Source organism: Tessaracoccus sp. O5.2, assembly GCF_964266725.1.
Classification (GTDB): Bacteria; Actinomycetota; Actinomycetes; order Propionibacteriales; family Propionibacteriaceae; genus Arachnia; species Arachnia lapidicapta.
The window spans coordinates 25,487-52,014 of sequence record NZ_CAXWGV010000034.1; the positions used below are offsets into that span (position 1 = coordinate 25,487).

Annotated in this window: 29 protein-coding genes; 12 read left to right on the top strand and 17 right to left on the bottom strand. The window is 71.2% G+C overall.

The window, feature by feature from the left end; all coding sequences use genetic code 11:
• Window positions 1-14: 14 nt before the first annotated feature.
• The gene (locus ACFQPD_RS10180) at window positions 15-431 is read right to left on the bottom strand and encodes a hypothetical protein (protein ID WP_068752721.1); all 417 of its coding nucleotides are present in this window, start codon (window positions 429-431) and stop codon (window positions 15-17) included.
• An 82-nt stretch (window positions 432-513) separates the two neighbouring features.
• Here ACFQPD_RS10180 and ACFQPD_RS10185 point away from each other — a divergent pair, with 82 nt between their 5' ends.
• Complete coding sequence (locus ACFQPD_RS10185; RefSeq protein ID WP_385900516.1) at window positions 514-1,143, top strand: SatD family protein; 630 nt, start codon at window positions 514-516, stop codon at window positions 1,141-1,143.
• On the opposite strand, the gene ACFQPD_RS10190 is transcribed toward ACFQPD_RS10185, so the two are convergent.
• The gene (locus tag ACFQPD_RS10190; protein ID WP_385900517.1) at window positions 1,144-1,572 is read right to left on the bottom strand and encodes a low molecular weight phosphatase family protein; all 429 of its coding nucleotides are present in this window, start codon (window positions 1,570-1,572) and stop codon (window positions 1,144-1,146) included.
• Window positions 1,569-2,525, bottom strand: coding sequence for a polyphosphate kinase 2 (gene ppk2, locus ACFQPD_RS10195; RefSeq protein WP_385900518.1), 957 nt, complete (start codon window positions 2,523-2,525; stop codon window positions 1,569-1,571). Before ppk2 ends, ACFQPD_RS10190 begins: the two co-directional genes overlap by 4 nt.
• A gap of 276 nt (window positions 2,526-2,801) precedes the next feature.
• On the opposite strand from ppk2, the gene tpx reads away from it, so the two are divergent.
• Entirely contained in the window at window positions 2,802-3,299 is a 498-nt protein-coding gene (gene tpx / locus ACFQPD_RS10200; protein WP_385900519.1) for a thiol peroxidase, read from the top strand.
• On the opposite strand, the gene ACFQPD_RS10205 is transcribed toward tpx, so the two are convergent.
• Genes ACFQPD_RS10205 through ACFQPD_RS10220 form a run of 4 tightly spaced genes read right to left on the bottom strand, consistent with a single transcriptional unit; the run spans window position 3,292 to window position 6,222 of the window.
• Window positions 3,292-4,641 (bottom strand): acyltransferase, encoded by a 1,350-nt coding sequence (locus ACFQPD_RS10205; protein ID WP_353081769.1) that lies wholly within the window; start codon window positions 4,639-4,641, stop codon window positions 3,292-3,294. The two genes, tpx and ACFQPD_RS10205, sit on opposite strands and share 8 nt — an antisense overlap.
• A gap of 28 nt (window positions 4,642-4,669) precedes the next feature.
• Window positions 4,670-5,599 carry a YgfZ/GcvT domain-containing protein gene (locus ACFQPD_RS10210; RefSeq protein WP_385900520.1) on the bottom strand — a complete coding sequence of 310 codons (930 nt, stop codon included), beginning with the start codon at window positions 5,597-5,599 and terminating at the stop codon, window positions 4,670-4,672.
• A 1-nt stretch (window position 5,600) separates the two neighbouring features.
• Window positions 5,601-6,098 (bottom strand): FABP family protein, encoded by a 498-nt coding sequence (locus tag ACFQPD_RS10215; protein ID WP_385900692.1) that lies wholly within the window; start codon window positions 6,096-6,098, stop codon window positions 5,601-5,603.
• The gene (locus tag ACFQPD_RS10220; protein WP_257787953.1) at window positions 6,094-6,222 is read right to left on the bottom strand and encodes a hypothetical protein; all 129 of its coding nucleotides are present in this window, start codon (window positions 6,220-6,222) and stop codon (window positions 6,094-6,096) included. Before ACFQPD_RS10220 ends, ACFQPD_RS10215 begins: the two co-directional genes overlap by 5 nt.
• Before the next feature lie 34 nt (window positions 6,223-6,256).
• On the opposite strand from ACFQPD_RS10220, the gene dtd reads away from it, so the two are divergent.
• Window positions 6,257-6,694 (top strand): D-aminoacyl-tRNA deacylase, encoded by a 438-nt coding sequence (gene dtd, locus ACFQPD_RS10225; RefSeq protein ID WP_385900522.1) that lies wholly within the window; start codon window positions 6,257-6,259, stop codon window positions 6,692-6,694.
• Here the strand turns inward: dtd and ACFQPD_RS10230 are convergent, their stop codons facing one another.
• Window positions 6,695-7,453 carry a hypothetical protein gene (locus ACFQPD_RS10230; protein ID WP_385900524.1) on the bottom strand — a complete coding sequence of 253 codons (759 nt, stop codon included), beginning with the start codon at window positions 7,451-7,453 and terminating at the stop codon, window positions 6,695-6,697.
• A 93-nt stretch (window positions 7,454-7,546) separates the two neighbouring features.
• On the opposite strand from ACFQPD_RS10230, the gene ACFQPD_RS10235 reads away from it, so the two are divergent.
• The 8 genes from ACFQPD_RS10235 to pstB all read left to right on the top strand — a co-directional run bounded on the left by ACFQPD_RS10235 (window position 7,547) and on the right by pstB (window position 16,273).
• Window positions 7,547-8,200, top strand: coding sequence for a response regulator transcription factor (locus ACFQPD_RS10235; protein WP_068752729.1), 654 nt, complete (start codon window positions 7,547-7,549; stop codon window positions 8,198-8,200).
• Window positions 8,190-9,059: a mycothiol synthase gene (gene mshD, locus ACFQPD_RS10240; protein ID WP_385900526.1), complete on the top strand. Its 870-nt coding sequence runs from the start codon at window positions 8,190-8,192 to the stop codon at window positions 9,057-9,059. Before ACFQPD_RS10235 ends, mshD begins: the two co-directional genes overlap by 11 nt.
• Before the next feature lie 6 nt (window positions 9,060-9,065).
• Window positions 9,066-11,144 (top strand): RNA degradosome polyphosphate kinase, encoded by a 2,079-nt coding sequence (locus tag ACFQPD_RS10245; protein WP_385900527.1) that lies wholly within the window; start codon window positions 9,066-9,068, stop codon window positions 11,142-11,144.
• Complete coding sequence (locus tag ACFQPD_RS10250) at window positions 11,141-12,013, top strand: NUDIX domain-containing protein (protein WP_385900528.1); 873 nt, start codon at window positions 11,141-11,143, stop codon at window positions 12,011-12,013. Before ACFQPD_RS10245 ends, ACFQPD_RS10250 begins: the two co-directional genes overlap by 4 nt.
• A gap of 188 nt (window positions 12,014-12,201) precedes the next feature.
• The gene (pstS, locus tag ACFQPD_RS10255; protein ID WP_385900530.1) at window positions 12,202-13,311 is read left to right on the top strand and encodes a phosphate ABC transporter substrate-binding protein PstS; all 1,110 of its coding nucleotides are present in this window, start codon (window positions 12,202-12,204) and stop codon (window positions 13,309-13,311) included.
• 104 nt (window positions 13,312-13,415) lie between these two features.
• Window positions 13,416-14,408, top strand: a complete 993-nt coding sequence (pstC, locus tag ACFQPD_RS10260; RefSeq protein WP_385900532.1) for a phosphate ABC transporter permease subunit PstC — start codon at window positions 13,416-13,418, stop codon at window positions 14,406-14,408.
• A complete protein-coding gene (gene pstA, locus ACFQPD_RS10265; protein WP_385900533.1) occupies window positions 14,408-15,475 on the top strand; it encodes a phosphate ABC transporter permease PstA in 1,068 nt (355 codons plus the stop codon). The genes pstC and pstA overlap by 1 nt, the downstream gene beginning before the upstream one ends.
• Window positions 15,476-15,493: 18 nt before the next feature.
• The gene (gene pstB, locus ACFQPD_RS10270; RefSeq protein WP_385900534.1) at window positions 15,494-16,273 is read left to right on the top strand and encodes a phosphate ABC transporter ATP-binding protein PstB; all 780 of its coding nucleotides are present in this window, start codon (window positions 15,494-15,496) and stop codon (window positions 16,271-16,273) included.
• Between the two features lie 6 nt (window positions 16,274-16,279).
• On the opposite strand, the gene ACFQPD_RS10275 is transcribed toward pstB, so the two are convergent.
• Genes ACFQPD_RS10275 through ACFQPD_RS10285 form a run of 3 tightly spaced genes read right to left on the bottom strand, consistent with a single transcriptional unit; the run spans window position 16,280 to window position 19,818 of the window.
• Complete coding sequence (locus ACFQPD_RS10275; protein ID WP_385900536.1) at window positions 16,280-17,158, bottom strand: sucrase ferredoxin; 879 nt, start codon at window positions 17,156-17,158, stop codon at window positions 16,280-16,282.
• A 51-nt stretch (window positions 17,159-17,209) separates the two neighbouring features.
• On the bottom strand, window positions 17,210-18,415 hold the full coding sequence (locus tag ACFQPD_RS10280; protein WP_385900537.1) for a glycoside hydrolase family 3 N-terminal domain-containing protein: 1,206 nt from the start codon (window positions 18,413-18,415) through the stop codon (window positions 17,210-17,212).
• On the bottom strand, window positions 18,412-19,818 hold the full coding sequence (locus ACFQPD_RS10285; RefSeq protein WP_385900539.1) for a mycothione reductase: 1,407 nt from the start codon (window positions 19,816-19,818) through the stop codon (window positions 18,412-18,414). The genes ACFQPD_RS10280 and ACFQPD_RS10285 overlap by 4 nt, the downstream gene beginning before the upstream one ends.
• Window positions 19,819-19,895: 77 nt before the next feature.
• On the opposite strand from ACFQPD_RS10285, the gene ACFQPD_RS10290 reads away from it, so the two are divergent.
• Entirely contained in the window at window positions 19,896-20,657 is a 762-nt protein-coding gene (locus tag ACFQPD_RS10290; protein WP_385900540.1) for an SDR family NAD(P)-dependent oxidoreductase, read from the top strand.
• Here the strand turns inward: ACFQPD_RS10290 and ACFQPD_RS10295 are convergent.
• From ACFQPD_RS10295 to ACFQPD_RS10320, 6 genes are read right to left on the bottom strand one after another with little or no spacing between them, the layout of a single operon-like run.
• The gene (locus ACFQPD_RS10295) at window positions 20,654-22,096 is read right to left on the bottom strand and encodes a GerMN domain-containing protein (RefSeq protein ID WP_385900542.1); all 1,443 of its coding nucleotides are present in this window, start codon (window positions 22,094-22,096) and stop codon (window positions 20,654-20,656) included. The genes ACFQPD_RS10290 and ACFQPD_RS10295 overlap by 4 nt on opposite strands.
• A 3-nt stretch (window positions 22,097-22,099) precedes the next feature.
• Complete coding sequence (gene ccsB / locus ACFQPD_RS10300; RefSeq protein WP_068750186.1) at window positions 22,100-23,011, bottom strand: c-type cytochrome biogenesis protein CcsB; 912 nt, start codon at window positions 23,009-23,011, stop codon at window positions 22,100-22,102.
• Window positions 23,008-24,594, bottom strand: a complete 1,587-nt coding sequence (locus ACFQPD_RS10305) for a cytochrome c biogenesis protein ResB (RefSeq protein WP_385900544.1) — start codon at window positions 24,592-24,594, stop codon at window positions 23,008-23,010. The genes ccsB and ACFQPD_RS10305 overlap by 4 nt, the downstream gene beginning before the upstream one ends.
• The gene (locus tag ACFQPD_RS10310) at window positions 24,564-25,274 is read right to left on the bottom strand and encodes a cytochrome c biogenesis CcdA family protein (RefSeq protein ID WP_385900693.1); all 711 of its coding nucleotides are present in this window, start codon (window positions 25,272-25,274) and stop codon (window positions 24,564-24,566) included. The genes ACFQPD_RS10305 and ACFQPD_RS10310 overlap by 31 nt, the downstream gene beginning before the upstream one ends.
• 41 nt (window positions 25,275-25,315) lie before the next feature.
• Entirely contained in the window at window positions 25,316-25,867 is a 552-nt protein-coding gene (locus ACFQPD_RS10315; RefSeq protein WP_385900545.1) for a TlpA family protein disulfide reductase, read from the bottom strand.
• The gene (locus ACFQPD_RS10320; RefSeq protein ID WP_385900547.1) at window positions 25,864-26,493 is read right to left on the bottom strand and encodes a histidine phosphatase family protein; all 630 of its coding nucleotides are present in this window, start codon (window positions 26,491-26,493) and stop codon (window positions 25,864-25,866) included. Before ACFQPD_RS10320 ends, ACFQPD_RS10315 begins: the two co-directional genes overlap by 4 nt.
• Window positions 26,494-26,528: the final 35 nt, after the last annotated feature.

Here is a 26,528-nt window from a genome sequence, read left to right on the forward strand (position 1 = left end):
GGTGCGCCGGCCCGTCAGAACCACCAGACCGCGAGCCAGCCGACGCCGGACCACAGCGCCGCCCACAGCAGGCTCGCGAACGTGCCCACGATGAAGAGCTCGCCCGTCCGGGGCGTGTCGGAGGTGGCGAGGTCCGCGTAGCGGCCGAGGCCCTTGACGGCCAGCACCATGGCGATGCCCGCCGGGAATCCCGTCACGATGCAGGCGTACACCGCGAGCCGCTCGAGCATGCCGATCCACCGGCCACCCGGGAGCTCCCGCTGCGCGGCCGCCAGCCCCAGGTTGGCCCGGGCGACTGCGACGTCGGCGTCGTCCACGCGCGGCGGGCGATCCATGCGCCGCAGCAGGCCCCGGACCACGGGATTGCCGAACGTCGCCAGGACCCCCGCGACGACGACCGTCGCGGCCCGGCCGAACAGCATCCAGTCCATGCCCCGCACGCTACACGGCCGCCCTGACAGACTCAGTTCAGGTTTACGCTACATTCATTCGAGATTCAGGTATTGTCTACACATGGACGTCACCCCTCGCATCGCCCTGCTGATCGACGTCGTCGCTTCCCGGGCCGCCGACCGCTCGGCCCTCCATGCCGCCATCCTGGCCGCCGCCGACGCGGCGAACGCGGCCGTCCCCGCCGTCGACCCCCTGCACCCCACCGTCGGCGACGAGCTCCAGGGCGTCTACCGCTCCCTGGGCGACGCCCTGCGCGCGGCGTTCACACTGCGGCTCACCCTCGCCCCCGGCTGGGACGTGCGCTGCGGGCTGGGCGGAGGCGAGGTGATCGTCGTCGACGCGGCGCGCCGGATCCAGGACGGCTCGGCGTGGTGGCTCGCGAGAGAGGCGATCGACTGGGTCGCGGAACGGTCCACCCGGCCCGGGTACGAGGCGGTCCGCACCGCCATCCGCGACGAGCGGCCTGCGGCCGACCCCCTGGCCGATCCGACGGCGCGGCTGGTCGACGCCCACATCGCCCGGTTGCGGCCCGCCGTGGTCGGCACGCTGCGGGGGCTGTGGGAGGGCCTCGACAACGCCGCGGCGGCGGAGCGCGAGGGCATCAGCCCCTCGGCGAACTCGCAGCGGATCCGCACGAACCAGCTGCGCCCGCTCGTCGACACCATGCGGGCGCTGGGCGAGCTGCCCTGATCAGGCGCCGACGAGCTCCGCCACCAGGGCGCGGACGCGGCGGTCGATGTCGTCGCGGACCAGTCGCATGCGCTCCTCGCCGTCGATGCCGCGCAGCGACGGCTCGTCGGTGATCCACGTCTCGATCGTGCCGCGCATGCCCTCCACGGGCGCTACCTCGGCCTCCCCACCAACCAGCACCACGCGGTCGACGGAGCGCAGCAGATCCTCGTCGAGCGGCTTGGGGTGCTCGCCGTCGAACGTGGCACCGACCTCCTCGACGCTCGCCCGTGACTCCTCGTTCAGCGCCGACCCGGGCTGTGTTCCCGCGGAGTAGACATCGACGGCGCCCTGCGAGTGCAGCCTGGCCAGCGCCGCTGCCATCTGGCTCTTGCCGCCGTTCTTGACGCAGACGAACAGGACGCTGGGCCTGCGGTCGGTGTCGGTCATTCGTCGTCTCCCTCGTCGTCGAGCTCCAGCGCCGCGTTCGCGGCCCGGTCGGTCACTTCGTCGGCACGTGCCCATTTCTTGCGGCCACGCTGCACGATGAGCGGGTCCGTCGGCTTGATGACCGACGGATCCTTGCCGTCGTAGTCATGCAGGTCCAGGAAGAGCCGCATGGCGTTGAGCCGGGCCCGCTTCTTGTCGTTGGACTTGATGCGGTACCAGGGCGCGCTGCCGGTGTCGGTGTGCTTGAGCATCGCGGTCTTCGCAGCGGTGTAGTCCTCCCACCGGCCCAGCGACTCCAGGTCCATCGGCGAGAGTTTCCACCGCCGCACCGGGTCGATCTGCCGGATCACGAAGCGGGTCCGCTGCTCGCGCTGCGTCACGGAGAACCACAGCTTGGTCACGGTGATGCCGGACTCGATGAGCATCTCCTCGAACACCGGCGCCTGACGCACGAACGTCTCGTACTCCTCGTCGGTGCAGAAGCCCATGACGCGCTCGACGCCGGCGCGGTTGTACCAGGAGCGGTCGAACAGCACGATTTCCCCCGCCGTCGGCAGGTGCTGGACGTAGCGCTGGAAGTACCACTGGCCGCGCTCGCGCTCGGTCGGCGCGGCGAGCGCCACCACGCGGGCGGTGCGCGGGTTGAGGTGCTCGGTGAATCGCTTGATGGCGCCGCCCTTGCCGGCGGCGTCGCGGCCCTCGAACAGGATGACGTGCTTGGTGCCGTGGTCCTGGGCCGAGTACTGGAACTTCAGCAGCTCGATCTGCAGCTGCCGCTTCTCCACCTCGTATTCGGTGCGGTCGAGGAGTTCGTCGTACGGGTAGCGGTCGCGCCAGGTCTCGACGGCGTTGCCCATCGGGTCGATGAGGTACGGATCCTCGCCGTGCACGTCGGCCACTGCGTATCCTTCGGCGCGCAAATGGTCGATGTACTCGCGGAGGTTCTGACTCATGGGCCAAGTTCACCACGTCGCGGTGAACGGGAGTTGAACGCGGCCGGAACCGGACCCGCCGAATGAGCCTGCGCCAAGGCTCGACGCCGATGGCAACGCTGACAGGCTGGATTCCGGGGTCGAGACCAGCCGCAGGCTCGTCGAACCCCGACGAGCCGCGAGTCAGGCTCAACCGACCCCCGCACGCCGCGTGTCAGGCTCAACGCGGGTGCGCCCACGGCGAACGGGACGACGGGACCCTGGCGGGATTTGGGTCCATCGGCAAAGATCGGTTCCATGGCTGAGATCACCTTCAAAGGCAACCCCATCCACACCGTCGGCGAGCTGCCCTCCGTGGGCTCGCCCGCCCCGGACTTCGAGCTCACGCGCCCGGACCTCTCCCCCGTGACCCTGGCGGACTACGCCGGACGCACGCTCGTGCTCAACATCTTCCACTCCCTGGACACCGGCACCTGCGCCAACAGCGTCCGGGCCTTCAACCAGAAGGCCGCGGGCCTCGATGGCGTCACGGTGCTCAACGTGTCCAAGGACCTGCCGTTCGCGCAGAAGCGGTTCTGCGGCGCCGAGGGCATCGACAACGTCGACGTCGCCTCGGACTTCCGCTCGGACTTCGGGCAGCGCTACGGCGTCACCTACACCGATGGCCCCATCCGCGGGCTCCTGTCGCGCGCCGTGGTCGTCGTGGACGCCGAGGGCCGCGTGGTCTACACCGAGCAGGTCGCTGAGTCGTCCGAGGAGCCGGACTACGACGCGGCGCTCGCGGCCCTCAGCTGACCCGACCGACCCCACGATCCCCGGAGGCCGACGCCTTCGGGGATCGTCCCTGCTTGAGGGGATCGGCCGCCACCCGCTCGACGCCGGCGGGCCGGGACGCCCTGACCATGGTCGACGCTCCGGCCCAGATCGCGACGACGCCCACCGTCGACAACGGGTAGCGCCAGTGCAGCGCGGTGCCGTGGTGCCACACCAGCATGGAGCCGGCGATCATGAGCATGAACGACAGCAGCGCCAGATACCGGTCCTGAGTGGTTCCCAGCGGCGGGATGAGCCGGTACTCGAGCAGCCCGATCAGCGGCACCAGCGTGACGATGAGGACGATGCCCACCAGGAGCACCACCGGCTGCGACAGCAGCACCGGGGCCGCGTCCGGCACCATCCGCGCCAGCAGCAGCAGCCCACCGCCCCCAACGAGCAGGCAGGGGACGTGCCACAGGTACACGGTCATCATGAGCGCGCTGATCCGCGACAGCACCGCCTGGGCGCGTTCGCCCGGCCGGGCGAAGATCCGGGAGCGTTCCACGAGGCCCATCGCCGCCACCTGCGCGACTCCCAGCAGCGCCATGGCCAGCGTCGGCGGCAGGTGGTTCGCCGACGGCGCGTTGGCGAACCCGACGGCGGACGCCGGGTAGCCGAACCACGCGATGAGCGCGCCGATCGCGGCCGCCGAGCCGAAGAGGACCGTCCACGCGCCCCAGACCCGGCCCCGCCGGAACCAGCCGCGCTGGTAGCCGATGCCGACCTGATGGCACAGCGGCCACACGAGGAACATGTTCAGCTGCCCGATGTCGTGCCGGCCGAACCCGAGGTGGAAGCGGTCGACGACGACGATGGCGAGCAGCATCGCGACCACGACCCACGCCCCGAAGCGGTCGTGCAGCCGCACCATGAAGGGGGCCACCAGGACGATCACCAGGTAGACGGAGATGAACCACAGCAGGAACATCAGCGTGCGGCTCAGCTCAGCCGCGACGTCGGGGTATCCCGCCCACGCGATCGCCGTGGCGATGACCGCGAAGAACGTGACGAAGAGCGTCAGCCCCCCGGTCAACCGGCGGCCGCGGTTGGCGAGGTAGTGCGAGAAGCCGGTGCCGCGCGAGACCATCTTGTCGACGATGAGCGCGTTGGCGAACCCGCCGCAGGCGAAGAACGCCGGCATGGACATCAGCAGCCAGGACAGCCCCCACACCCAGATCGGCGGCGCCCACATCTCGGCGCGGAGCGATCCCTCCGGCGTCAGCGACGCCTGGTAGATGAAGCCGTGGAAGACCACCACCACCGCGACCGACAGCACGCGCACCACGTCGACCGTGTGGTTGCGCCCCTCCTCGATGTGCACGTGGGAGATGATGCCACCCGGGGCCGGGTCAGCCGAGCAGCGGGCGCACGTGCAGGCCGACGTCCGGATCCACGAGGGCCTCCTGCGTTGCCGGAATGCCGCCGGCCAGCAGCTGCGCGGTCACGGGGACCGACCTCTTCACCAGGCCCAGCGCGATGGGGCCGAGTTCATGGTGCCGGGCCGCCGACCCGACGAATCCGACGGTCCGGCCGTCGAGCTCGAGCGCGTCGCCAGGCGCCGGCAGCGCCGACATCGAGCCGTCGAGATGCAGCTGCACCAGCCGGCGCGGCGGGCGGCCGAGCGTGTGCACCCGGGCGACCGTCTCCTGTCCGCGGTAGCAGCCCTTGTCGAGGTGCGTCCCCACGAGACCGATCTCGTTCGGGATGGTCCTGTGGTCGGTGTCGACGAAGATCCGCGGCACGCCCGCGGCGATGCGCATCGCCTCGAACGCCCACGTCCCGACGGTGTCGGCCAGCTCCGCCTGCGCGGGCAGGAACACGTCGAGCCCGCCCAGCTCGGAGTCCCGCACGCGCCAGGCCGGGTCCAGTTCCACCCGGTGGCCGGCCCAGGCCATCGTCAGGTCGGTGCGGATCTGCACGTCGACCCGCGTCGCGAACCGCATCCGCCCCAGGAAGTCGACCAGCTCCGCGGCCCGCCCCGGCTCGGTCCAGGCGAGGAAGGACGTGCCGTCGTCGACGCCGTGCAGCACATGCTCGATGTGGCCGGTCGGGGACAGGATGAGCGCCGTGGTGGACTCCCCCGGCCGCAGGCCGGTGAGGTGCTGCGTCGTCAGCGCGTGCAGCCACGTGAGGCGCTCCGGGCCCGTGACCTCGACGACCTCACGGTTGCCGAGCGCTACCACCCCGTCGCCCGCCGCCAGGGCGCGTGCCTCGGTCACCGGATTGCCGAAGTGCCAGGTGAGGCCGGCATCCACACCGGACTCCACCGCGACCGCCACGTCAGACCCGCTTGAGGCGGGCCCACATGTGGGGCCGGAGCTCGTGCTCGGTGGTGGCGCGGTCCAGGGCGTACATGAGGTCGCCCTCGACCTTGCCGTAGAGGCGCTGCCCGGCCGAGTGCCCGACCGCGGCGGTCTCCGTCCGGACGACGGCGTCGCTCAGCAGGTCGATCCGGGTCAACTGGATCTTGCCGATCAGCACCTCGGTCCAGCCCTCGGCGCTGGTCAGCAAGACCTCGAGCGACGCGTCCGCCTTGGGCCGCCAAAAGCCCGTCTCCATGCTGAGCGGCACCTGTCCGGCGCCGTCGGTCTCCAGCAGGAAGGTCTGCGAGGCGTAGTAGAGGTAGTCCCCACCGTTGTGGCTGAACTCGATGCGCTGCTCGAACTCGAAGGCGTTGCCCTCGTGGTCCGTCCCGTTGCCGGTGCCCTCCCACCGGCCGACCAGCCAGCCGAGCGCGGTCAGCGCGGGGTTCAGGCCCTCGGGCACCTCGATGTCAATGTTCACGCGTGTCTCCTCGAAGCTGTCGCCACAGGCCCGCCAAGGTGGACCACAGCGCCACCAGCGCCCCCACGCACACTGCCGCGGAGGCGACGATCAGCACCCACACCAGGACCGCGGCCATGCGGGCCAGTATACGAACCGGCCACAATGGGCCCATGCGCGTGGTGGTGACCAGGGTGGCGGAGGCGTCGGTGGAGGTCGACGGCGAGGTGGTCGGCCGGCTCAGGCGGCCCGGGCTGCTCGTGTTGGCCGGCGTAGGACACGACGACACGGCCGACGACGCCGCCGCGTTGGCCCGCAAGATCTGGGGCCTGCGGATCCTCGACGGCGAGCTCTCGGCCTCGGACGTCGGGGCCCCGCTGCTGGTCGTCAGCCAGTTCACGCTGTACGCGTCGACGAGGAAGGGGCGCCGCCCGTCGTGGAGCGGGGCCGCGCCCGGACATGTGGGCGAGCCACTGGTCGAGCAGCTCTGCCGCGACCTCGAGGCGCTGGGCGCGCACGTCGAGCGGGGGCGCTTCGGCGCACACATGCGCGTGGCGTCGGTCAACGACGGGCCGGTGACGATCCTCATCGACACCAAGGACTGGGACTGACTATCGGGCCGGGCCCAGGAACTCCAGCGAGCTGATGGAGACCGCGTCGGCCGACGCCGCTCCGGACCCCGGCACGGTCGCCTCGAGGATCTGGAACGTCACCTGGTCCGTCGTCACCTCCGGGAAGCGCACCTCCTGCGGGTTGCGGTCGTTGGCGACCAGCCCCTGGTCGAAGTAGGAGCCGTCGGCGAACGTCCACCGGATCCCGACGATGCGCCGCTCCGCCAGGTAGCGGTCGGTCCACACGGTGTTGCCGTTGACCAGCCGGAGCCCGACCAACGGGCGCGGCCCGGGGAACGTGAACGTGGCCGCCTCGTCGACGCCCCGGCCGCGGCAGCGCCAGATGGTCTCGTCGTCGCCGTCGATGAGCGCCTGGGCGTCGGCGTCGATTCCGCCCTCGACGCACCGCCCCTCGGCGGCGACCGCCCGGACCGCCGCGACGGGTCCGTCGTAGGGGGCCAGGGCGTCTGGCGAGGGCGTCGCGGTCGCGGAGGCGCTCGGCGAGGCCGGGGCGAGACCGGGCGACTGCGGCAGCGCGCCGGGCGCGAAGAGCCAGAACCGCCCCAGCGCGAACCCGAGGCCGACGGCCACGATCGCGATGGTCGCCACGGCACGCGGCGCGAGACCGTCGCGCACCTCGCCGGGCGCGACAGCCTTCACGGCCGCCGTGCCCGGGAGTGATGGCACCGCCGCGTCGCGGCGCACATCGTCGGACTCAGCAGCCGGCCGGAAGTATTCATCCGGAACGCGCTGCTCCATGCCGTCATGCTACAAGTCGTCGCGGATATCACCGGACGGGCTTGCGGCGATACCATGGGCACGGCCGACCGGTCTGGAAGGGAGGGTCCCCGCGTGAGCAACGTCCTGTTCGTCTCGGAGTCGGAGCCCCCCGCGGAACTCGGGCTCCTCAGCCACCACGTGGCACGGACGACCTCGGTGGCGCAGGCACTGGTGGACGCCGACGGCGTCGACGTGGTCATGGTGGACGGACGGACGGACCTGGCGGGCGCCCGCGCCTCGTGCCAGACCCTGGCCAAGAACGGCGGCACCCCGGTGCTGCTGCTCGTCGCGCCGACCGGGCTCGCCGTCCTCGCGCCGGACTGGGGGTTCACCGACTTCGTCGCGGCCGGCTGCGAGGCCGCCGAGCTGGACGCCCGCCTGCGGATCCTCGTCAAGGCCGGCTCGGACCCGGATGTGCTGGTCGCCGGCCCGATCCGCGTCGACGGCGCCGCCTACTCCGCGAGCGTCGACGGCACCCCCCTCGACCTCACCTACACGGAGTTCGAGCTCCTGCGCTACCTCATGCAGCATCCGGGCAGGGTCCTGTCGCGCGAGACCCTCGTCAGCCAGGTGTGGGGCTACGACTACTACGGCGGCACCCGCACCGTCGATGTCCACGTCCGCCGGCTGAGGGCGAAGTTGGGCCAGTACGACTACTACATCGGCACGGTGCGTAACGTGGGTTACCGGTTCGCGAGTGCCAGGGAGGCCCACCGTGCTGGTTAGTCTGACGACGTTGACGTCGACGATGCAGGAGGCGTTGCGCCGCCTGGTGGCCGAAATCACGGAGCACGACGGCGTGTCCCCCATCAACGAGTCCGCGTCGCTGGGCATCGATGGCCGCCGGGAGGCCGACTTCTTCTTCATGGGCCGCCGGTCGGATCCCTACGGCTTCGTCGTGTGCGACGAGCGCGACGGGACTCTGCTGCTGGGCGTGCACCCGAACCACCGGCACGAGGGTGTCGGCACCCGGCTGCTGGAGGAGGCCATCCGGTCCCACCCGGACTCGGCGGTCTGGGCCTTCGGGACCCTGCCCGGCGCGGCCTCGCTCGCGGAGCGGGTCGGCCTGTACCCGGTGCGGCGCCTGCTGCGCATGGAGAAGCCGCTCGTCGACGTCCCGGACCCGGAGACGCAGCGCCCCCAGGGCGCCGACGACGTCCGGATCGTCACCTACACGCCGGACCTGGCGGAGGCGATCGTCGCCGTGAACGCCGCCGCGTTCGCCGGCCACCCCGAGCAGGGCCGCCTCACCCTCGACGAGTTCCACGACCTGACCCGGCTCCCCTGGTTCGACCCGGCGGGGCTCTTCGTCGCGGTCCGAGGCGACGACGTCATCGGCTTCCACTGGACGAAGCGGCACGGCGGCCGGCTGGGCGAGGTCTACGTGCTGGCGGTCGCGCCGGAGCACGAGGGACGGGGCCTGGGCCGGTGGCTCCTGGCGCAGGGTCTGCACCACCTCGCGCAGCAGGGCGATGACCGGGTACAGCTCTACGTGGAGGGCGACCAGGACAGGGTCGTCGCGATGTACCAGAATGCGGGGTTCACGGTCGTCCAGACAGACACCAGTTACCGCGTCGAGAGGTGAGCCGAAGTGAGTGAGACCCCACTGCCCGTGGACCGCTACCTGGACCGGGAGATCTCCTGGCTCGAGTTCAACGACCGCGTGCTCGATCTCGCCCGCGACCGCGCCCGGGTGCCGCTCATCGAGCGGGCCAAGTTCCTGGCCATCTTCTCGTCCAACCTCGACGAATTCTTCATGGTGCGCATCGCCGGCCTCAAGCGGCGCATCGCCGCCGGCGTCGCGGTGCCGACGGTGACGGGCAAGATGCCCGGCGAGCTGCACGCCGAGCTGCTGCAGGAGGTCGCACGCCTCGTGTCCGAGCAGTCGCGCGTCTTCCAAGAGGTGATCCGGCCGGAGCTGGCCGCCGAGGGCATCGAGATCCTGCGCTGGGACCAGTTGACCGCGACCGAGAAGGACCGGATGCGTGCCCTGTTCGCGGAGCGCATCTTCCCCGTCCTCACGCCGCTGGCGGTCGACCCGTCACACCCCTTCCCCTACATCTCGGGGCTGTCGATCAACCTGGCCGTGCTGCTGAAGAACCCCCAGACCGGCGCCCGCCAGTTCGCCCGGGTCAAGGTGCCCCCGGTGCTGTCGCGGCTCGTGAAGCTGGCCGAGGGCCGGTTCCTGCCGCTGGAGGAGATCATCTCCCGGCACCTGGGACAGCTGTTCACCGGTATGCAGGTGCTGAGCCACACCACCTTCCGCGTGACCCGCAACGAGGACATCGAGGTGGAGGAAGACGACGCCGAGAACCTGCTGTTCGCCCTCGAGAAGGAGCTGCTCCGGCGCAAGGTCGGCCGGCCGCCCGTGCGGCTGGAGGTCGAGGAGGACATCGACGAGCGCATGCTCCACATGCTGATGTCCGAGCTGGATGTCAGCGAGAGCGAGGTCTTCCGGCTGGCCGCCCCGCTGGACCTGACCGGGCTCTTCTCGCTGGCCGACTCCCAGCGGGAAGACCTCAAGTACCCCAACTTCCTTCCCATCACCCATCCGGACCTGGCCGAGGTGGAGAGCGCGAGCCCCGCGGACATGTTCAAGGCGCTCAAGCTGCGCGACGTGCTGGTCCAGCACCCCTACGACTCCTTCGCCACCTCGGTACAGCGGTTCATCGAGCAGGCCGCGGCCGATCCGGCGGTGCTTGCCATCAAGCAGACGCTCTACCGCACCTCCGGCGATTCCCCGATCGTCGACGCGCTCATCGAGGCGGCCCAGGCCGGCAAGCAGGTGCTGGCCGTCGTGGAGATCAAGGCGCGCTTCGACGAGCAGAACAACATCGCGTGGGCCCGCAAGCTCGAGAAAGCCGGCGTGCACGTCGTCTACGGCATGCTCGGCCTCAAGACCCACTGCAAGCTCGCGCTCGTCGTGCGCGAGGAGGCCGACGGCCTGCGGCGCTACTGCCACATCGGCACCGGCAACTACAACCCGAAGACCGCCCGGCAGTACGAGGACATGGGCCTGCTGACGTCGAACCCGGTGATCACCGACGACGTGGCCCGCCTGTTCAACCACCTCTCGGGCATGACGCAGGAGACCAACTACCGGCGCCTGCTCGTCGCGCCGCACGGGATCCGCACCGGGCTCATCGAGTACATCCAGAAGGAGATCGCCAACCACCGCGCCGGCCGGCCCGCCGGGGTGCGGATCAAGGTGAACTCCCTGGTCGACGAGGCCCTCATAGACGCGCTCTACCGGGCCTCGCAGGCCGGGGTACCGGTCGACATCTGGGTGCGTGGCATCTGCACCATCCGTCCCGGCGTACCCGGGCTCAGCGACAACATCCGGGTCCGCTCCATCCTCGGCCGGTTCCTCGAGCACTCCCGCGTGTTCTGGTTCGCCGGCGGCGGCCGGCCCATCGTCGGCATCGGGTCGGCGGACATGATGCACCGCAACCTGGACCGCCGGGTCGAGGCCATCGTCGGCATCAGCAACCCCGCCCACGTCGCGCAGGTCGAGGAGCTCTTCGACATGGCGTTCGCGCCCGACACCGTGCATTGGGAGTTGGTCGATTCCCGGTGGACGGCGCACACCACCAGCCCCGACGGCGAGCCCCTGACCGACCTGCAGGAGACGCTGATCCAGCGCACCGCGGCCCGACGCGCGTCCCGATGAGCAGCCGCCCCAAGATCCGGGCCGCCGGAGCCGTCGTGCTGCGCGGCGGCGACGACGACCTCGAGGTCCTCATGATCCACCGCCCCTCCTACGGCGACTGGACCCTGCCGAAGGGCAAGGGGCACCCAGACGAGCTCGCCCCCCAGACCGCGGTGCGGGAGGTGCTCGAGGAGACCGGCGCCGTAGTGCACCTGGGGCTGCGGCTGCCGTCGATCAAGTACCAGCTCGCCAAGGGGCTCAAGACGGTGGCCTACTGGCGGGCCGAGGTGGTCGACCAGCACCCGCGGGAGTCCGACGACGAGGTCGACAAGGTCCGCTGGTTCCCCGTCGCCAAGGCCATGACCCGCCTCACCTACGCCGATGAGCGGCGCATCCTGTCGGCGGCGCTGCTCACGCCCCGCACCACGCCGTTGCTGCTCGTCCGCCATGCCAAGGCGATGCTGCGCAAGGACTGGTCCGGCCCGGACCAGGAGCGACGGTTGTCCGGGCGGGGCCGGCGGCAGGCCCGCGGCCTCGTGCCCCTGCTGGGGGCGTACGGCGTCGAACGCCTCGTCTCCTCCGCCTCGACGCGCTGCGTCCACACACTCAAGCCGTACGGGGAGGCCCGTGGCATCGCCGTCGAGACCGCCGACCTGCTGACGGAGGAGGAGGGCACCGTCCACCCCGACGACGTGACGGCCTACACGGCGAGGCTCTTCCGGGAGATCGAGGGTCCCACGGCCGTGTGCGGGCACCGCCCGGTCCTCCCCGCGATGTTCCGCGGCCTCGACCTGCCGGCCCGGCCGATGGTCGTCGGCGAGGTCATCGTCGTCCACCGGGACGAGGCCGGGGACAAGGTTGCCGTCGAGGTGCACAAGCCCACCGCGTGACGGGCCCAAACCGTGACGGCTACCCCAGCCGGCCCCCGCGCGGGCGAGAACTCGTCGGGCGTTCACCTGCTGTTCACCCAACGCGGACTGTCGCGTTACTTCGGGTGCCTACTGTCCGGTACAGGAACGCAGCTCCACCGCGTACCGGGCCCGTCGGCCCGCCACCCATCTCGGAAGGCACAACCCGAATGAAGATCCGTCTGACCGCTGCTCTCGGTCTGTCCGCCGCTCTCCTCCTCTCGGCCTGCGCCGCCAACGAGGACACCCCCGCTCCGGCCGACTCGGCCACCGGCTCCGCCGCCACCGACGGCTCGGCCCCCGCCTCGGACCTGCAGGGGACCATCTCCGGCAAGGGCTCCTCGGCGATGAACTCCGCGCAGACCACCTGGATCGCCAAGTTCCAGGAGGCCAACCCGGGTGTCACCGTCAACTACGCGCCCGACGGCTCCGGCGCCGGCCGCGAGGCCTTCATGAGCGGCGGCGTGGACTTCGCCGGCTCGGACCGCGCCTTCAAGCTCGACGAGAACGTCGCCGGGGCCTCCAGCCTCTGCGCCGACGACTCGATCGCGTACGACCTGCCGATCTACGTCTCCCCCATCGCCGTGATCTTCAACCTGGAGGGCGTCGAGGAGCTCAACCTCGATCCCGACACGCTGGCCGGCATCTTCAAGGGCGACATCACGAAGTGGAACGACCCGAAGATCGCCGCCCTGAACGAGGGCGTCGAGCTCCCGGACATGGACATCACCGCCGTCCACCGCTCGGACGACTCGGGCACCACCGAGAACTTCACCGACTACCTCAACAAGACCGCCCCGTCGGTCTGGGAGAACGAGGCCGACGGCGAGTGGACCTACGAGGGCGGTGAGGCGGCCAAGGGCACCTCAGGCGTCGTGGCCGCCGTCACCAACGGCACCGGCACCATCGGATACGCCGACGCCTCGCAGGCCGGCGAACTGTCGGTCGCGAAGATCGGCACGGACGGCAACTTCTTCGGCCCCACCGCCGAGGACGCCGCGAAGGCCGTCGACGGCTCCCCGATGGAGGACGGTCGTGACGCCAACGACCTGGCCATCGACCTCGACCGCGGCGCGGAGGGCTACGGCATCGTTCTCGTCGCCTACGCCATGGCGTGCGCCGAGTACGCCGACCCGGCCAAGGCCGAACTGGTCAAGGCCTACCTCGGCTACGTCGCCTCCGAGCAGGGCCAGAACGACGCCGCCGAGGGTGCGGGCTCCGCACCCCTGGCCGAGGGTCTCCGCGCGAAGGTGCTCGCTGCCATCGACAGCATCAAGTGACCGTAGGATCTAGCTGAACCCACACGAGTCGCGCCTCTCGTCCGCGGGAGGCGCGACTCGTGGGCTCAGGCCCCACCCCCTGAACCGGCCACCCCAGGAGAACCATGTCGACCACGGACGCGGAGGCGACCACGTCGCAGCCGAACGACACCACCGACGACCTCACCACCCTCCGGCACAGCAGGCGCCGCTTCGGCGACAAGGTCTTAAAGGGCATCTCGAGCGGGTCCGGCACGCTGATCCTCGTGATCCTGGCCGCCGTCGCCACGTTCCTGGTCGGCCTCTCGCTCCCGGCGCTCACCGCCGACGCCGAGGACCTGCAGTACGGCGAGTTCTGGAGCTACGCGCTCCCCTTCGCGTTCGGCACGGTGTGGGCGGCCACCCTGGCCATGGTGTTCGCCGTCCCCGTGGCCATCGGCATCGCGCTGTTCATCAGCCACTACGCCCCACGCCGGCTGGCCCAGGGCCTGGGCTACATCATCGACCTGCTCGCCGCCGTCCCGTCCGTCGTGTTCGGCCTCTGGGGCATCAACACCCTCGCCCCGATGATGCGCCCCCTCTACGTGTGGCTGGCGGACAACTTCGGCGAGCTCCCCGTGCTGGGCTGGTTCTTCACCGGACCGGTCTCCGGGACCGGACGCACGATCCTCACCGCCGCCCTGGTGCTGGCGGTCATGGTGCTGCCCATCATCACCGCCATCTCGCGCGAGGTCTTCCTGCAGACCCCCCGCCTCCACGAGGAGGCGTCCCTGGCGCTCGGTGCGACACGCTGGGAGATGATCCGTCAGGCCGTCCTGCCCTTCGGCACGCCCGGCATCGTCTCGGCGTGCATGCTGGGCCTGGGCCGCGCCCTCGGCGAGACGATGGCCATCGCCATGGTGCTCTCGCCCGCGGCCGTCATCCACTTCGAGCTCCTCACGCCGAGCAACCCCAACACCATCGCCGGCAACATCGCCCTGGCGTTCCCCGAGGCGTTCGGTCTCGGCATCAACCAGCTCATCGCGACGGGCCTCGTGCTGTTCATCATCACCCTCGCGGTGAACATGACCGCGCGCTGGGTCCTGTCCAGGCGCAAGGAATTCTCGGGAGCCAACTGATGTCCGTCACCACCTCGTCGTCCCTCCCCAGCGAGGCGCTCACTGCCGGCCAGCTGCCGAAGCACACCGCCCTCGCCATGCTCGTGGTCGCCGTGGCGATCACCGCAGGCGTCCTGGCCCTGTTCGGCGCAGCGGGCCCCGCGTCGATCATCATCGTCGGGGCGCTGCTCTTCCTCGTGGCGATGTTCGCGCTGTCCGGGGCCGTCGAGGGCATCCGCAAAGCCAAGGATCGCCTGGCGCGCTACGTCGTCACGGGGTTCTTCATCATCGCGCTGTTCCCTCTGGTGTCGCTGATCTGGCAGACGATCGCCAAGGGCCTCGAGCGCATGGACGCTCAGTTCTTCTCCTACTCCATGCGCAACGTGATCGGCGAAGGCGGCGGCGCCGTCCACGCGATCTGGGGCACGCTGATCGTTACCGGCATCGCGGGCCTCATCTCGGTGCCGATCGGGCTCTTCACGGCCATCTACCTCGTCGAGTACTCGGGCCGCGGCAGGCTGGCCGCCGCCATCAGGTTCTTCGTCGACGTCATGACCGGCATCCCCTCGATAGTGGCAGGCCTGTTCGCCTACACCCTGTTCAGCTTCGTCTTCGGTCCGGGCACCAACAGCGGTTTCGCCGGCGCCATCGCCTTGTCGGTGCTGATGATCCCGACGGTGGTCCGCTCGGTCGAAGAGATGCTTCGGCTCGTCCCCAACGAGTTGCGGGAAGCGTCCTACGCGCTGGGCGTCCCCAAGTGGCGCACCATCGCCAAGGTGGTCCTCCCCACCGCGCTGGCGGGCATCGTCACGGGCGTGGTGCTGTCCGTCGCCCGCGTCATCGGCGAGACGGCCCCGCTGCTCGTCACCGCCGGCATCACGTCGTCGCTCAACGTCAACCCGTTCGCGGATCCGATGGCGACGCTGCCGGTGTTCGTCTACTACCAGTACATCACCCCCGGCGTACCCCAGGATCCGTTCTACGCGCGAGCGTGGGCCGGCGCCCTCACGCTCATCCTCATCGTCATGGGCCTCAACGCGATCGGCCGACTCATCGCGTGGAAGTTCGCCCCCAAGACCGGCCGCTGATCAGGAGACCCCCACACCATGTCGAAGCGAATCGAGCTCAAGGACCTCAACATCTTCTACGGCAAGTTCCACGCCGTGAAGTCGGTCAACATGACCATCGAGCCCCGCGCGGTGACGGCCTTCATCGGCTCCTCGGGCTGCGGGAAGTCGACCGTGCTGCGCTCCATCAACCGCATGCACGAGGTCATCGACGGCGCCTACGTCGAGGGCCAGGTGCTGCTGGACGGCGTCGACCTCTACGACAAGGCCGTGGACCCGGTGCGGGTCCGCCGGCACATCGGGATGGTGTTCCAGCGGCCCAACCCCTTCCCCACCATGTCGATCCGCGAGAACATCCTCGCCGGGGTGCGCCTGAACAACACCAAGATCAGCCGCTCGGAGGCCGACGCGCTGGTCGAGCAGTCCCTGCGCGGCGCCAACCTGTGGAACGAGGTGAAGGACCGCCTCGACCGGCCGGGCTCCGGCCTGTCGGGCGGCCAGCAGCAGCGGCTCTGCATCGCCCGCGCGATCGCCGTCTCCCCCGACGTGCTCCTCATGGACGAGCCGTGCTCGGCCCTCGACCCCATCTCCACGCTCGCGATCGAGGATCTGATCAAGGAGCTGAAGGAGACCTACACCGTCGTCATCGTCACGCACAACATGCAGCAGGCGGCGCGGGTCTCGGACTCGACGGCGTTCTTCAACCTCAAGGCTCACGGCCAGCCCGGTGAACTGATCGAGTACGGCCCCACCGAGAAGATCTTCCACAACCCTGACCAGAAGGCCACCGAGGACTACATCACCGGCCGCTTCGGCTGACCCGTCTCAGGCGGGGTCGACGGCCCAGTAGGTGATCGGCTCGGCCGTCTTCCCGCAGCTCAGGGGCGCGGAGGCCCCGGTGTCGACCCGCGACACCCGCACCAGGGCCTCCCGATGCCCGTGCGTGACACGGATCCCGGAGCCCTCGTCGCGGCTCGCGAGCTCGGCCGGACGGGCGGGCCCGAACTGTTCCAAGGCCCACGCCTCGGCCGCCTGCCGCTCCGGGGGGAGGTGGCTGCGCCCGCGGTCCCGCGCGGCGCCGCCCGGCCACAGCAGCCCGACGCCGGCGTCCCGGTAGGCGGCCACGGCCTCCGCGGGGGTGAGGCGGCCGAGAACCTGGCCGGTGGGCAGCAGCAGCGCCGTCGGGGCGAACCGATGGCCACCCAGATGCGAGCACTCCCACAACGACTCGGGGCCGATGTCATCCTCCAGGTCGGCCAGCAGCGGGCGTCCCTCCAGCGCACAGCACTGATCGCGACGCGCGTGGCTGCACACGAGCAGCACCGGATCGGTCTCGAGCTCGGCCGGGGTGGGCATCCCGTCGGCGCGCCACCGGGCAAGCCAGTCCATCAGCTCCGCCGCCGTCGGCACCTCGAAGCGGGTCGCCCACCCGCCGTCGGTGAAGCCGCCCGAGACGAGCACGGTCAGTGGGTCCTGCCCGACGGTGTTGCGGGTGGCGCGGCGCAGCAGCAGCAGCCTGCCGCCCATCGCCTCGACGAGGGACTCGAGGCGCCCTCCGAGGGCCGGGTCGAGGGCTCGGGCGCTGGTGGCGGCCTTCGGACCCCAGGGGCCAGGTGTCTCCAGGCACACCCAGAAGTCGGCTCGCGCGGCGGTCCCCCACGCGGGCGGCCCCGCGGCGGCCCACAACACGGAACAGCGCGACATGTCCGCCAGCCTAGCCGCCGGACCGTGCCTGGGCGGCCGTGATCAGGGGCGTCAGGCGCAGTCGACGAGCCCAGCGGCGGCCTTGAGCCGCAGGACCCGGGTCGCCGATTCGGCGATGCGCTCGGCGAAGTCCTCGTCGTCGGCGGCCCGCTGTGCCGTGGCCTCGATCATGTCCGCCATCAGCCCCGGCGTGGCGTTGATGGCGAGGTCGCCCCCGGCGTCGAGGAACCGGACCGCGCGTTCGGCGGCCGGGATGCCGGCCACGGACCGCGCCGCGCCGAGGTCGTCGGCGATGACGACGCCGTCGAACCCGAGGTCGTCGCGCAGCAGGTCGGTGATGACCGTGTGGCTGAAGACGGCCTCCTGGTCAGGGTCGATCCTGCTGAACACCGCCGAGGACACCATCACGGAGTCGGCACCGGCGTCGATCCCGGCGCGGAAGGCATCCAGGCCCGCGTCGTCGCGGCCGGTCACGTCGTCGCGGGCCGCGCCGAAGTCCGTGTTCGTGTCGACCTTGCCCAGCCCCGGGAAGTGCTTCAGCGACGTGCGAATGCCCGCCGCGTCCATGCCCGAGACGTACTCAGCCACCTGCTCGCCGACGGCGCCCGCGTCGTTGCCGTAGTGGCGCGACAGCGCCCCGATGGGGGCGTTGCTCTCGACGAGGTCCGCCGGGACGACGTCGGCCACGGGCGCCAGGTTGTAGTGGATCCCGGCGCGTCGCAGCTGCTCGCCCCAGGTCTCCGCGGCCTCTCGCAGCTCGTCGCCGGGCATGGCGCCCTGGTCGACGGCGGTGGGGATGTCGTCGAACCCGGGCCCGCGGAGGCGCTGGACGCGCCCGCCCTCCTGGTCGACGGCGATCAGGAGCGGGAGGTCGGCGGTGCCGAGGCTGCCGAGCTCGGCGGTGAGCAGGCGGATGTCGTCGGCCCCGGAGCGGGTGTTCTCGAGGAGGACGACCGAGCCCACGCGCCCCTGCGTGATGGCGCGCCTGGTCGTCTCGTCGAGTCCGGCGGTGGACACCCCGACCATGAACAGCTGACCCACCTGGGCGGACAGGGGGAGCTCCTCGGCGACCTCGGCGCACTGTCGCGGGGCGGGGCTCTCCGCCGGCGCGGCGGCGGCCTGCGCCTCCGTCGCCTGCGCGGCGGCGGGGGCCACCCCCGAGTCGGCGGTGGGCGGGAGCGTCGGCGCCGGGGCGCAGCCGACCACGGCCACCGCCGCAACTGCGGGAGCCAGTGCCTGGAGGACCCGGCGCCTCACCGGTCGAGGTACACCGGGTGGTGGGCGTCGAGCAGGCCCAGGAGGGCGTTCTCGACGACCTCAGGCAGCGCAGGATGGATCCAGTACTGGCCGCGGGCCATCTGCGGGACCGGCAGATTGAAGCTCATGGCCTGGATCAGCGGCTGGATCAGCGACGGCGCCTGCGGCCCGATGATGTGGGCGCCCAGCAGATGCCAGGTGCCGGGGTCGGCCAGCAGTTTCACGAAGTGCCCCTCGTCCTCCAGCGCCCAGCCGTACGCCACGTCGGCGTACCGCTGCCGGGAGGCGACGTAGCGCACGCCCCAGGCCTTGAGCTGCTCCTCGGTGGCGCCGACCGACGCGATCTGCGGGTGGCTGAAGACGGCCTGCGGAACGTAGCGGTGGTCCGTCTCCACCGGATTGTCGGGGTAGAGCAGGTTGTGCTGCACGGTGCGCATCTCGGCGTTCGCGACGTGCTTGAGCAGGTAGTCCGAGGACACGTCGCCCATCGCCCAGATGCCGTCGACGTTCGTGCGCTGCTGGGCGTCCACGTGGATCTGGCCACCGGGCTTGACGTCGATGCCGGCCGCCGGCAGGTTCAGGGCGTCGGAGTTGCGCACGCGGCCCACGGCGAGCAGCACGGCGTCGGCGTAGTACTCGTACTCGATGCCGTTGCGGTCCCGGGTGATGACCGTCAGCTCGCCGCGCTGGTCCGTCTCCAGCGCCGCCAGCTCCTGGTTGAGCCGGACCCGGACACGGCCGGCGACCATGGACGCGTAGTGCTCGGCGATCTCGCGGTCGTGGTGCCGCAGCAGGACGTCGCTGCGGTTGACGAGCGTCACGTCGGTGCCGAGGGCGGAGAACACATGCGCGAACTCGGCCGCGATGTACCCCCCGCCGACGATGACGAGGCGTCGCGGCCGCTCGGCGATGCGCATGATGGTGTCAGAGGTGTAGACCTTGGCGGCGGCGTCCTCGATACCGGGCACCGCCAGGAGCCGCGGGCGGGAGCCGGTGGCGATGACGATCCGGTCCGCGCTGATCCGGTCGTCGCCCAGGGCGAGTTCCTTCGGCCCCGCGAAGGACGCCTCGGCGTGGAAGACCGTGACGTTGGCCGAGCGCTCGCGCCAGTCGAGGCCTCCGGCGGAGATCGGGTCGATGCGGCCGAAGATCCGGTCCCGGATGGCGCCCCAGTCAGAGCCGCGCAGATCGAGGTCGACTCCCAGGCGGGCCGCGTGGGCGGGCGACGCCGCCAGGTCCGCCGGGACGACGAACATCTTCGTCGGGATGCAGCCGCGGTTGAGGCACGTGCCGCCGAACACGGGGTCACGCTCGATGAGCGCCACGTCCCAGTCCGCGAAGCGTTCATCGATCAAGGAGTTGCCGGACCCGGACCCGATGACTGCCAGATCGAAATGCTGCATGGCGCCCATTGTTCCACTAACCCCTCCCCCGGGTCACAGCCGCAGCGCGCCGACGCCGGTCGCCTAAGCTTGCGCCCATGAATGGATCGTGGGCTGTCGTGACCGGGGCGTCGAGCGGGCTGGGTGTGGAGTTCGCCGAGCGGCTCGCCGCAGACGGCGCCAACGTCCTGCTGGTGGCCCGCCGGGCTGACCTCCTCGAGGCGGTCGCCGAGCGCGTCCGGAGCCACTTCGGGGTGCTCGCCGAGACCCACCCCGCCGACCTCACCGACCCCGCGCAACGCGCCGCACTCGTGAGCCGCATGGCGGAACTGGATGTCAGTCACCTCGTCAACAACGCGGGCTTCGGCACCATGGGCGCGTTCGCTGAGATCGAGCCGGAGCGGATGAGCCAGGAGATGGAACTCAACATGGTCGCTCTCACCGAGCTGACGCGCGCCGTGGTCCCGGGCATGGTCGCACGCGGGTCGGGCGCCATCATCCAGGTCGCGTCGACGGCGGCGTTCCAGCCCATCCCCACGATGGCCGTCTACGCAGCCACGAAGGCCTACGTCAAGCGCCTGGGCGTGGCGCTCTGGGAGGAGCTGCGGGAGACCGGGGTGCGCGTCGTCGTCATCTGCCCCGGCCCGACGGAGACCGAATTCTTCGCCACGGCGGGTGACGACGCGGTGATGCGCCGCCGCCGGACCCCCGCGCAGGTGGTGGAGACGACCATGCGGGCTTTGGCCGCCCACCGGCCGCTCGTCGTCGACGGCCTCCCGAACGCGGCCATGGCGCTCGCCACGCGGCTCGCGCCGGTGGCGCTCCAGGCCAGGCTGGCCCGCGTCGTCGCCTCGACCTAGTCGACCGTGACGGACTTGTTCTCCGCCCATGTGCCGGCGACGGCGGCGCGGATGTCGTAGCTGCCGTCGCTGAGTTGCACGCTCACGGACCAGACGCGCCACCCGTCGGCGTTGACCCCGGTCGAGGTCTGGGCGGACGTCTGCGCAACGACCGTGTCCGTGTCGATGTCGGTGATGGTCACGATCGGCTCGCCGATGTCCGGTTTGACCGTCCCGATGACGACGACCTGCCCGGCAGAGAGCTGGGCCGCGTTGCGCGGGGAGCTGATCCAGAGGCCGGGCATCGGTTCGATGCCGTCGCGCGTGAATCCCTCGTCCGACACGAAGGCCTCAGGCGGCGGGGCGCCGTCGGCCAGGAACTTGATCCGAAGCTGCGGGTCGCCGACGAGCTCCGAGGCGGTGTAGACCATCTGGTTGCGGGCGCGGTCGGCCTCGCCGGGCGTGGCCAGTTCGGCGTACGCGTCGGCGGAGAGGTCCACGGTGAGGGTGTCGCCGATGGTCTCGGTCGCGTTGAGCGTGCCGGGGCCCCACGCCGACTCGTAGTCCGGGTCCAACGGGGCCAGGGTGAGCAACGCCTCGAGCGCTCCGCTGACGAGGTTGCCCGTGGCGGGCAGGTCCCGCTGCTCCCGGTAGAGGCGGCCGTCCTGGCGCCCCACGTAGTAGAGCGGCACCCCGCGGACCTGCGCCGGGAGGGACCGCGGCGCCGCGGATGCCGTCGGAGCCGCCGACGGAGCGGGGCTCGAGACCTCGGGCACCGCCGTCGTCGGGCGGCTGACCGCGGCGAGCAGCAGGCCCGCCGCCACCGCCAGGACCGCCACGGCCGCCGCCGCGCGTGGGCCCACGCTGCGGCCGCGCTGCCGCGACAGCGCGCGCAGCTCGCCCTCGAGGGTCTCGGTCCCCGGGGACTGGACCGTGCGGGCGGCGGATCGGAGCGCGGCGGTCACCTCCTGGGACAGCGACTCGATGACGCCGGGCTGGCTACCGGCCGTGGGGTCGCCCACAGCGCGGCGTAGCGTCTCCAGCGCCGCCTCCAGCCGGAGGTTGCACGACCGCACGGACATACGCATGATGCCCGCCAGCTCCGGCCCGAACACCGACAGGTAGTGGCTGACGATGAGCAGCTCCGACGAGCGCGCCGGCATGGCGCTCAGGGCGGTGAGGATCTCTTGCTGCCGCGCCTCGGCGACGGCCGGCAGCCGGATCCCGGCCTGGGCGTCGCGAACAGCGCGGGCCAGGTGCACGACGTGCTCCTGCAGGAACTCGACGCGTTCGGCCGGGTCGATGAGCCGGTGGCCCCGCCGGTGCAGCGCCAGGAGCGCGCTGCGGACGATGCGGCCGGACTGGTGTTCGGCGTCGAGGAGCACGACGAGCCGGTGCAGGATCGGTCCCTGCTCCTCGTACAACAGGGCGAGCCAGTCGAGGTCCTCGTCGGACTCCATGGCTCAGATCCCCGCGTACGAGTGGAGGCCGCTGAACAGCAGGTTGACGCCGATGAAGTTGAACCAGAAGGTCACCAGCCCGATCAGGGCGATGATCGCGACGGGGCGGCCCCGCCAGCCCGCCGTCGCGCGGGCGTGCAGGTACGCCACGTACACGATCCAGGTGATGAAGGACCACGTCTCCTTCGGGTCCCAGTTCCAGAACCGCCCCCACGCGTACTGCGCCCAGATGGCGCCGGCCGCGATCGTGAAGGTCCACAGCGGCACCGCGAAGGCGTGCAGGCGGTAGGACACCAGATCCAGGGTGCGGGCCGATGGCAGCTTCGCCAGGTAGCCCGTCAGTGGCACCCCGCGCGACTCCGCCCGGCGTTCCGCGGCGTCGCGCGCCAGGTACAGCGCCGACGCCACCGCGCCGACGTTGAAGGCCGCGCCCGCGATCGCGGCGGCGACGATGTGGATGATGAACCACACGCTGTGCAGAGCCGGCACCAACGGCGACACCTCCACGTAGAACTGCGTGACGGCCACCCCGAGCCCGATCGAGTAGAGGAGGGTGAGTCCCAGACCCAGCCACCGCATGCCGAACCGGGCGACGGCCACGAGGTGGATGAGGACGGCGAAGGCGAGCGCCGAGGTGATGAACTCGTACATGTTGCCCCAGGGCGGACGCTCCGCCGCCACCCCGCGCAGCACGACGGCCGAGATGTGCAGCACCGCCGCGAGGACGGTGGCCGCGACGCCGAAGCGCCCCCACTGGTCCACGCGCAGCCGCTGCGCGTCCTCGGACCCGTCAGCCGGCCGCGCCGGGGCGAGCCCGCGGGCGGCGGACCACTCGAGCGCGTGCATGGCGAACGCGAGGAGGTAGCCGACGGTGGCATAGACCATCACGGTGTAGGACCACTCCGACAGCGTCATCTGCTCTCCTCCTCCGCGCCGCCCGGCGCGACCCCATTGTGCCCAGCGGGCGCGACGGAGGCCAAAAGCCCCGCGACCTCGTCCTCCAGACCGGTCGCCGCGTCGGCGCGGTCCAGGCCGCCGGCGGTGGCCTCGCCGTCGGTGACGCGGACGAAGAGTCGACGGGGACGCACGAACAGCGACACGCTCAGGCCGGCCAGCCCGACGGCCAGCGAGATGAGCGTCATGGCGTTGCCGGGGGTCTCGCTCACCTGCAGCTTCACCCAGCGCTGCCAGCCGTCGAAGCTGATGGAACCCAGGCCGTCGGGCAGGGTGAACCCGGCGCCGAGCAGCATCCGCGCCCGCAGCACCTCTCCCCCGTCGCCGGGGACCGGGGCCAGGCCAGCGGTGTTGAGCGTGTAGACGCTCTCCGGACGGCCCGTCTCCACGGCCGGGGGGCCGGACCAGGCGTTGAGGTACACCTCCGGGTTGAGGGCGTCGGGGAACACGGAGCGGGGCCCCGTCTCGTCCAACACTGCCGTCGGGAAGAAGAACGCCTCGAAGGCCAGGCGTTGCGGCCGGGCGTCGGGAACCTTGACCACCCCCACGGAGGAGAAGTTGCCATCCTGCGGCAGGAAGACCACCGGACCGCTGAAGGCCACGTCGCCGTTGCCGTCGCGGACCGTGAACGTCGGGGCGTAGCCGTGACCGATGAGGTTGACCTGCGTGCCGCCGGACGTCAGGACGGGCTCGTTGACCGTGAGGAGGACGTCGCGGGTGCCGGTGGCGTCGGTGACGGTGACGTCGGCGTCGAACTGCCGGGCGGCGCCGCGCTGGACCTCCCCGGTCTCGAAAGTGGCCCGGAACTCGGTGACGTCGAGGTCGAACGCCTCGAGGCGGTCGGTGTCGACGAGGGCGCCGGCGGTGAAGTCGTCGTACTGCGTGATGACGTTGGCGAACCCGCGACCCTCCACGACGACGACGCTGCCGTGATAACCCAGGAGATTGGACCAGGCCATGCCGATGAGCATGGCGATGAGCGACAGGTGGAACACGAGGTTGCCGGCCTCGCGCGAGTAGCCGCGCTCCGCCGAAACGCCGTCGGCGGAGCGGCGCGTCCGGTAGCGACGCGACCGCAGCCAGGCCTCCCCCGCGTCCAGGGCGTTCTCGGTCGTGGCATCCGTGCGCGCCGACGCCGACGCCGGCAGCCGGTCGATGCGGGCGGGCAGCGCCGGGGGCGGCTTGCGGACCGCGGTGGCGTACTTACCGAGGCGCGGCAGGATGCAGCCGATGAGCGAGACGAACAACAGCAGGTACACCGCCGAGAACGCCGGCGAGGTGTAGACGTCGTAGAAGCCGAGGGGCTCCAGGATCCCGTCCCAGAACGGGTTGTCGCGCTTGAAGTCCAGCACCGAGATCGGGGAGGCGCTGCGCTGCGGGATCATCGAGCCGGGGATCGTGGCCAGGGCCAGGAGGAACAGCAGGGCCAGCGCCGTCCGCATGGACGTCAGCTGGCCCCATGCCCAGCGCAGGAACTGCCCGGGGCCGAGCGCGCGCCCGGCGTCCTGGGCGGTCACAGGATGGTCCCGAAGTTCGCGGCCCACTGCCGCAGCACGCCGATGAGGGCGTCCCACCAGCCCACGACCATGGCCACGCCGACCAGGATCATCGCGATGCCGCCTGCCCGCTGCAGCGCCTGTCCGTGCCGACGCAGCCACTCAAGCCGGGGAGCGAGGCGGGTGAACGCGACCGCGAACGCGAGGAAGGGCAGCCCGAGCCCCAGGGCGTAGAAGAACGCGAGGATGCCGCCGCGCGCGGCGGAGCCCTCGTTGAGGGCCAGCGTGAGCACCACGGACAGCGCCGGGCCGATGCAGGGCGTCCAGCCAAGCCCGAACACCATGCCGAGCAGCGGCGAGGCCCACACGCCCATCCGTGGGGTGACGCTGGGCCGCCATCCGGTGGGGACCGGGAGCCAGCCGGCGAACCCCGCGCCCAGGACGGCGATGACGACGCCGAGGACGATCGTGATGGCCCGCGCGTTCGTCAGCAGCGCCGCCCCGACGCCGCCCAGCAGGGCGCCGGTCAGCACGAACACCACCGAGAACCCGAGGACGAAGCCCATCGTTCCACCGACCAGCGCGCGCCGCGGCCCGGTGCCGTCCGCGATCTGCGCGGCCCCGAGGCCGGACGCGTACGACAGGTACCCGGGGAGGAGCGGCAGCACACAAGGGGAGACGAAGGACACGAGCCCGGCGAGCATGGCCACCGGCACAGCCACGAGCATCGACGACGTCAGCGCAGCACCGGCCCACGACTCGAGGAGGATCACCGCACCGCCCCGACGTCGGCGAGGATGCCGCGCAGAGTCGAGGCGTCGACGGCGCCCAGCACGCGGGCGGCGACGTCGCCGTCGGCGTCGATGACGACGGTGCTCGGGATGGCCTTGGGCGGCAGCTGCGCGAACCCCAGGAGCAACTGCCCGTCGGGGTCGAAGATGCTGGGGTACGTGATGCCGAACGCGCGCTCGAACGCCAGCGCCGGCGCCGCATCCAGGTCGCGCGTGTTGACGCCGAGGAAGGCCACGTCCTCGCCGAGTTCCGCGTGCGCCGCCACGAGTTCGGGCGCCTCGGCGCGGCACGGCGCGCACCAGGAGCCCCAGACGTTGACCACGACCGGGCGGCCCGCGAAGTCGGCCGTCGAGATCTGGGCACCGTCGAGGGTCTCCCCGGCCAAGACCGGCGCGGGGCGGCGGTCACCGTCGGGAATGATCGTCACGGTTCCGTCCCCGCCCTGGAAGCCGACCTGATCCGTGGCGGCCGGGGCACCGCAGGCGGTGAGGACCAGCGCGGCCGCGCACACGGCGGCGGCGACCCTCACGTGCCGACCTTGAACCGGCGGCCTCTCGCCGCGGGAAGGAGGTCGGCGACCGGCTCTGCGTAGTCGACGGCGGTGATGACGCCGTCGCGGACGGTGAAGCTCGTGACGGAGCACAGGGTGCAGCGACGGCGGCGCGGGTCGTGCGCCAGGGGCCTGCCCTCGGCGGCGCTGCGCGCGATCCAGATCGGGAGCTGGTGGCTCACCACGAGCGCCTGCCCACCGGGACCGGCGGCGACGGCGGCGTCGCGGATCGCGGCGTGCATGCGCTCCGCGACCTCCTTGTACGGCTCCCCCCAGCTCGGCAGCAGCGGGTTGCGCATGTGCCAGAACATGCGCGGGTCGCGCAGCGCCTTGTTGGACCCGCCGAAGACCTTTCCCTCGAACCGGTTGTCGGCCTCGATGACCCGCTCGTCGGTGGTGATCTCCAGGTGCGGATGGAGCCGGGCCGTGGGCGCGAGGGTCTCCTGCGCGCGCTGCAGGGGTGAGCAGCGCAGATGCGTGAGGGGAACGTCACGCCAGTGTTCGGCCATCCGGTCCGCCATCTGGCGGCCGAGGTCCGACAGGCCGAAGCCGGGGAGGCGCCCGTACAGCACCCCGCCAGGGTTCTCCACCTGGCCGTGTCTCATGACGTGCACTTGAGTCGGGTCCACCACGCGCTCCA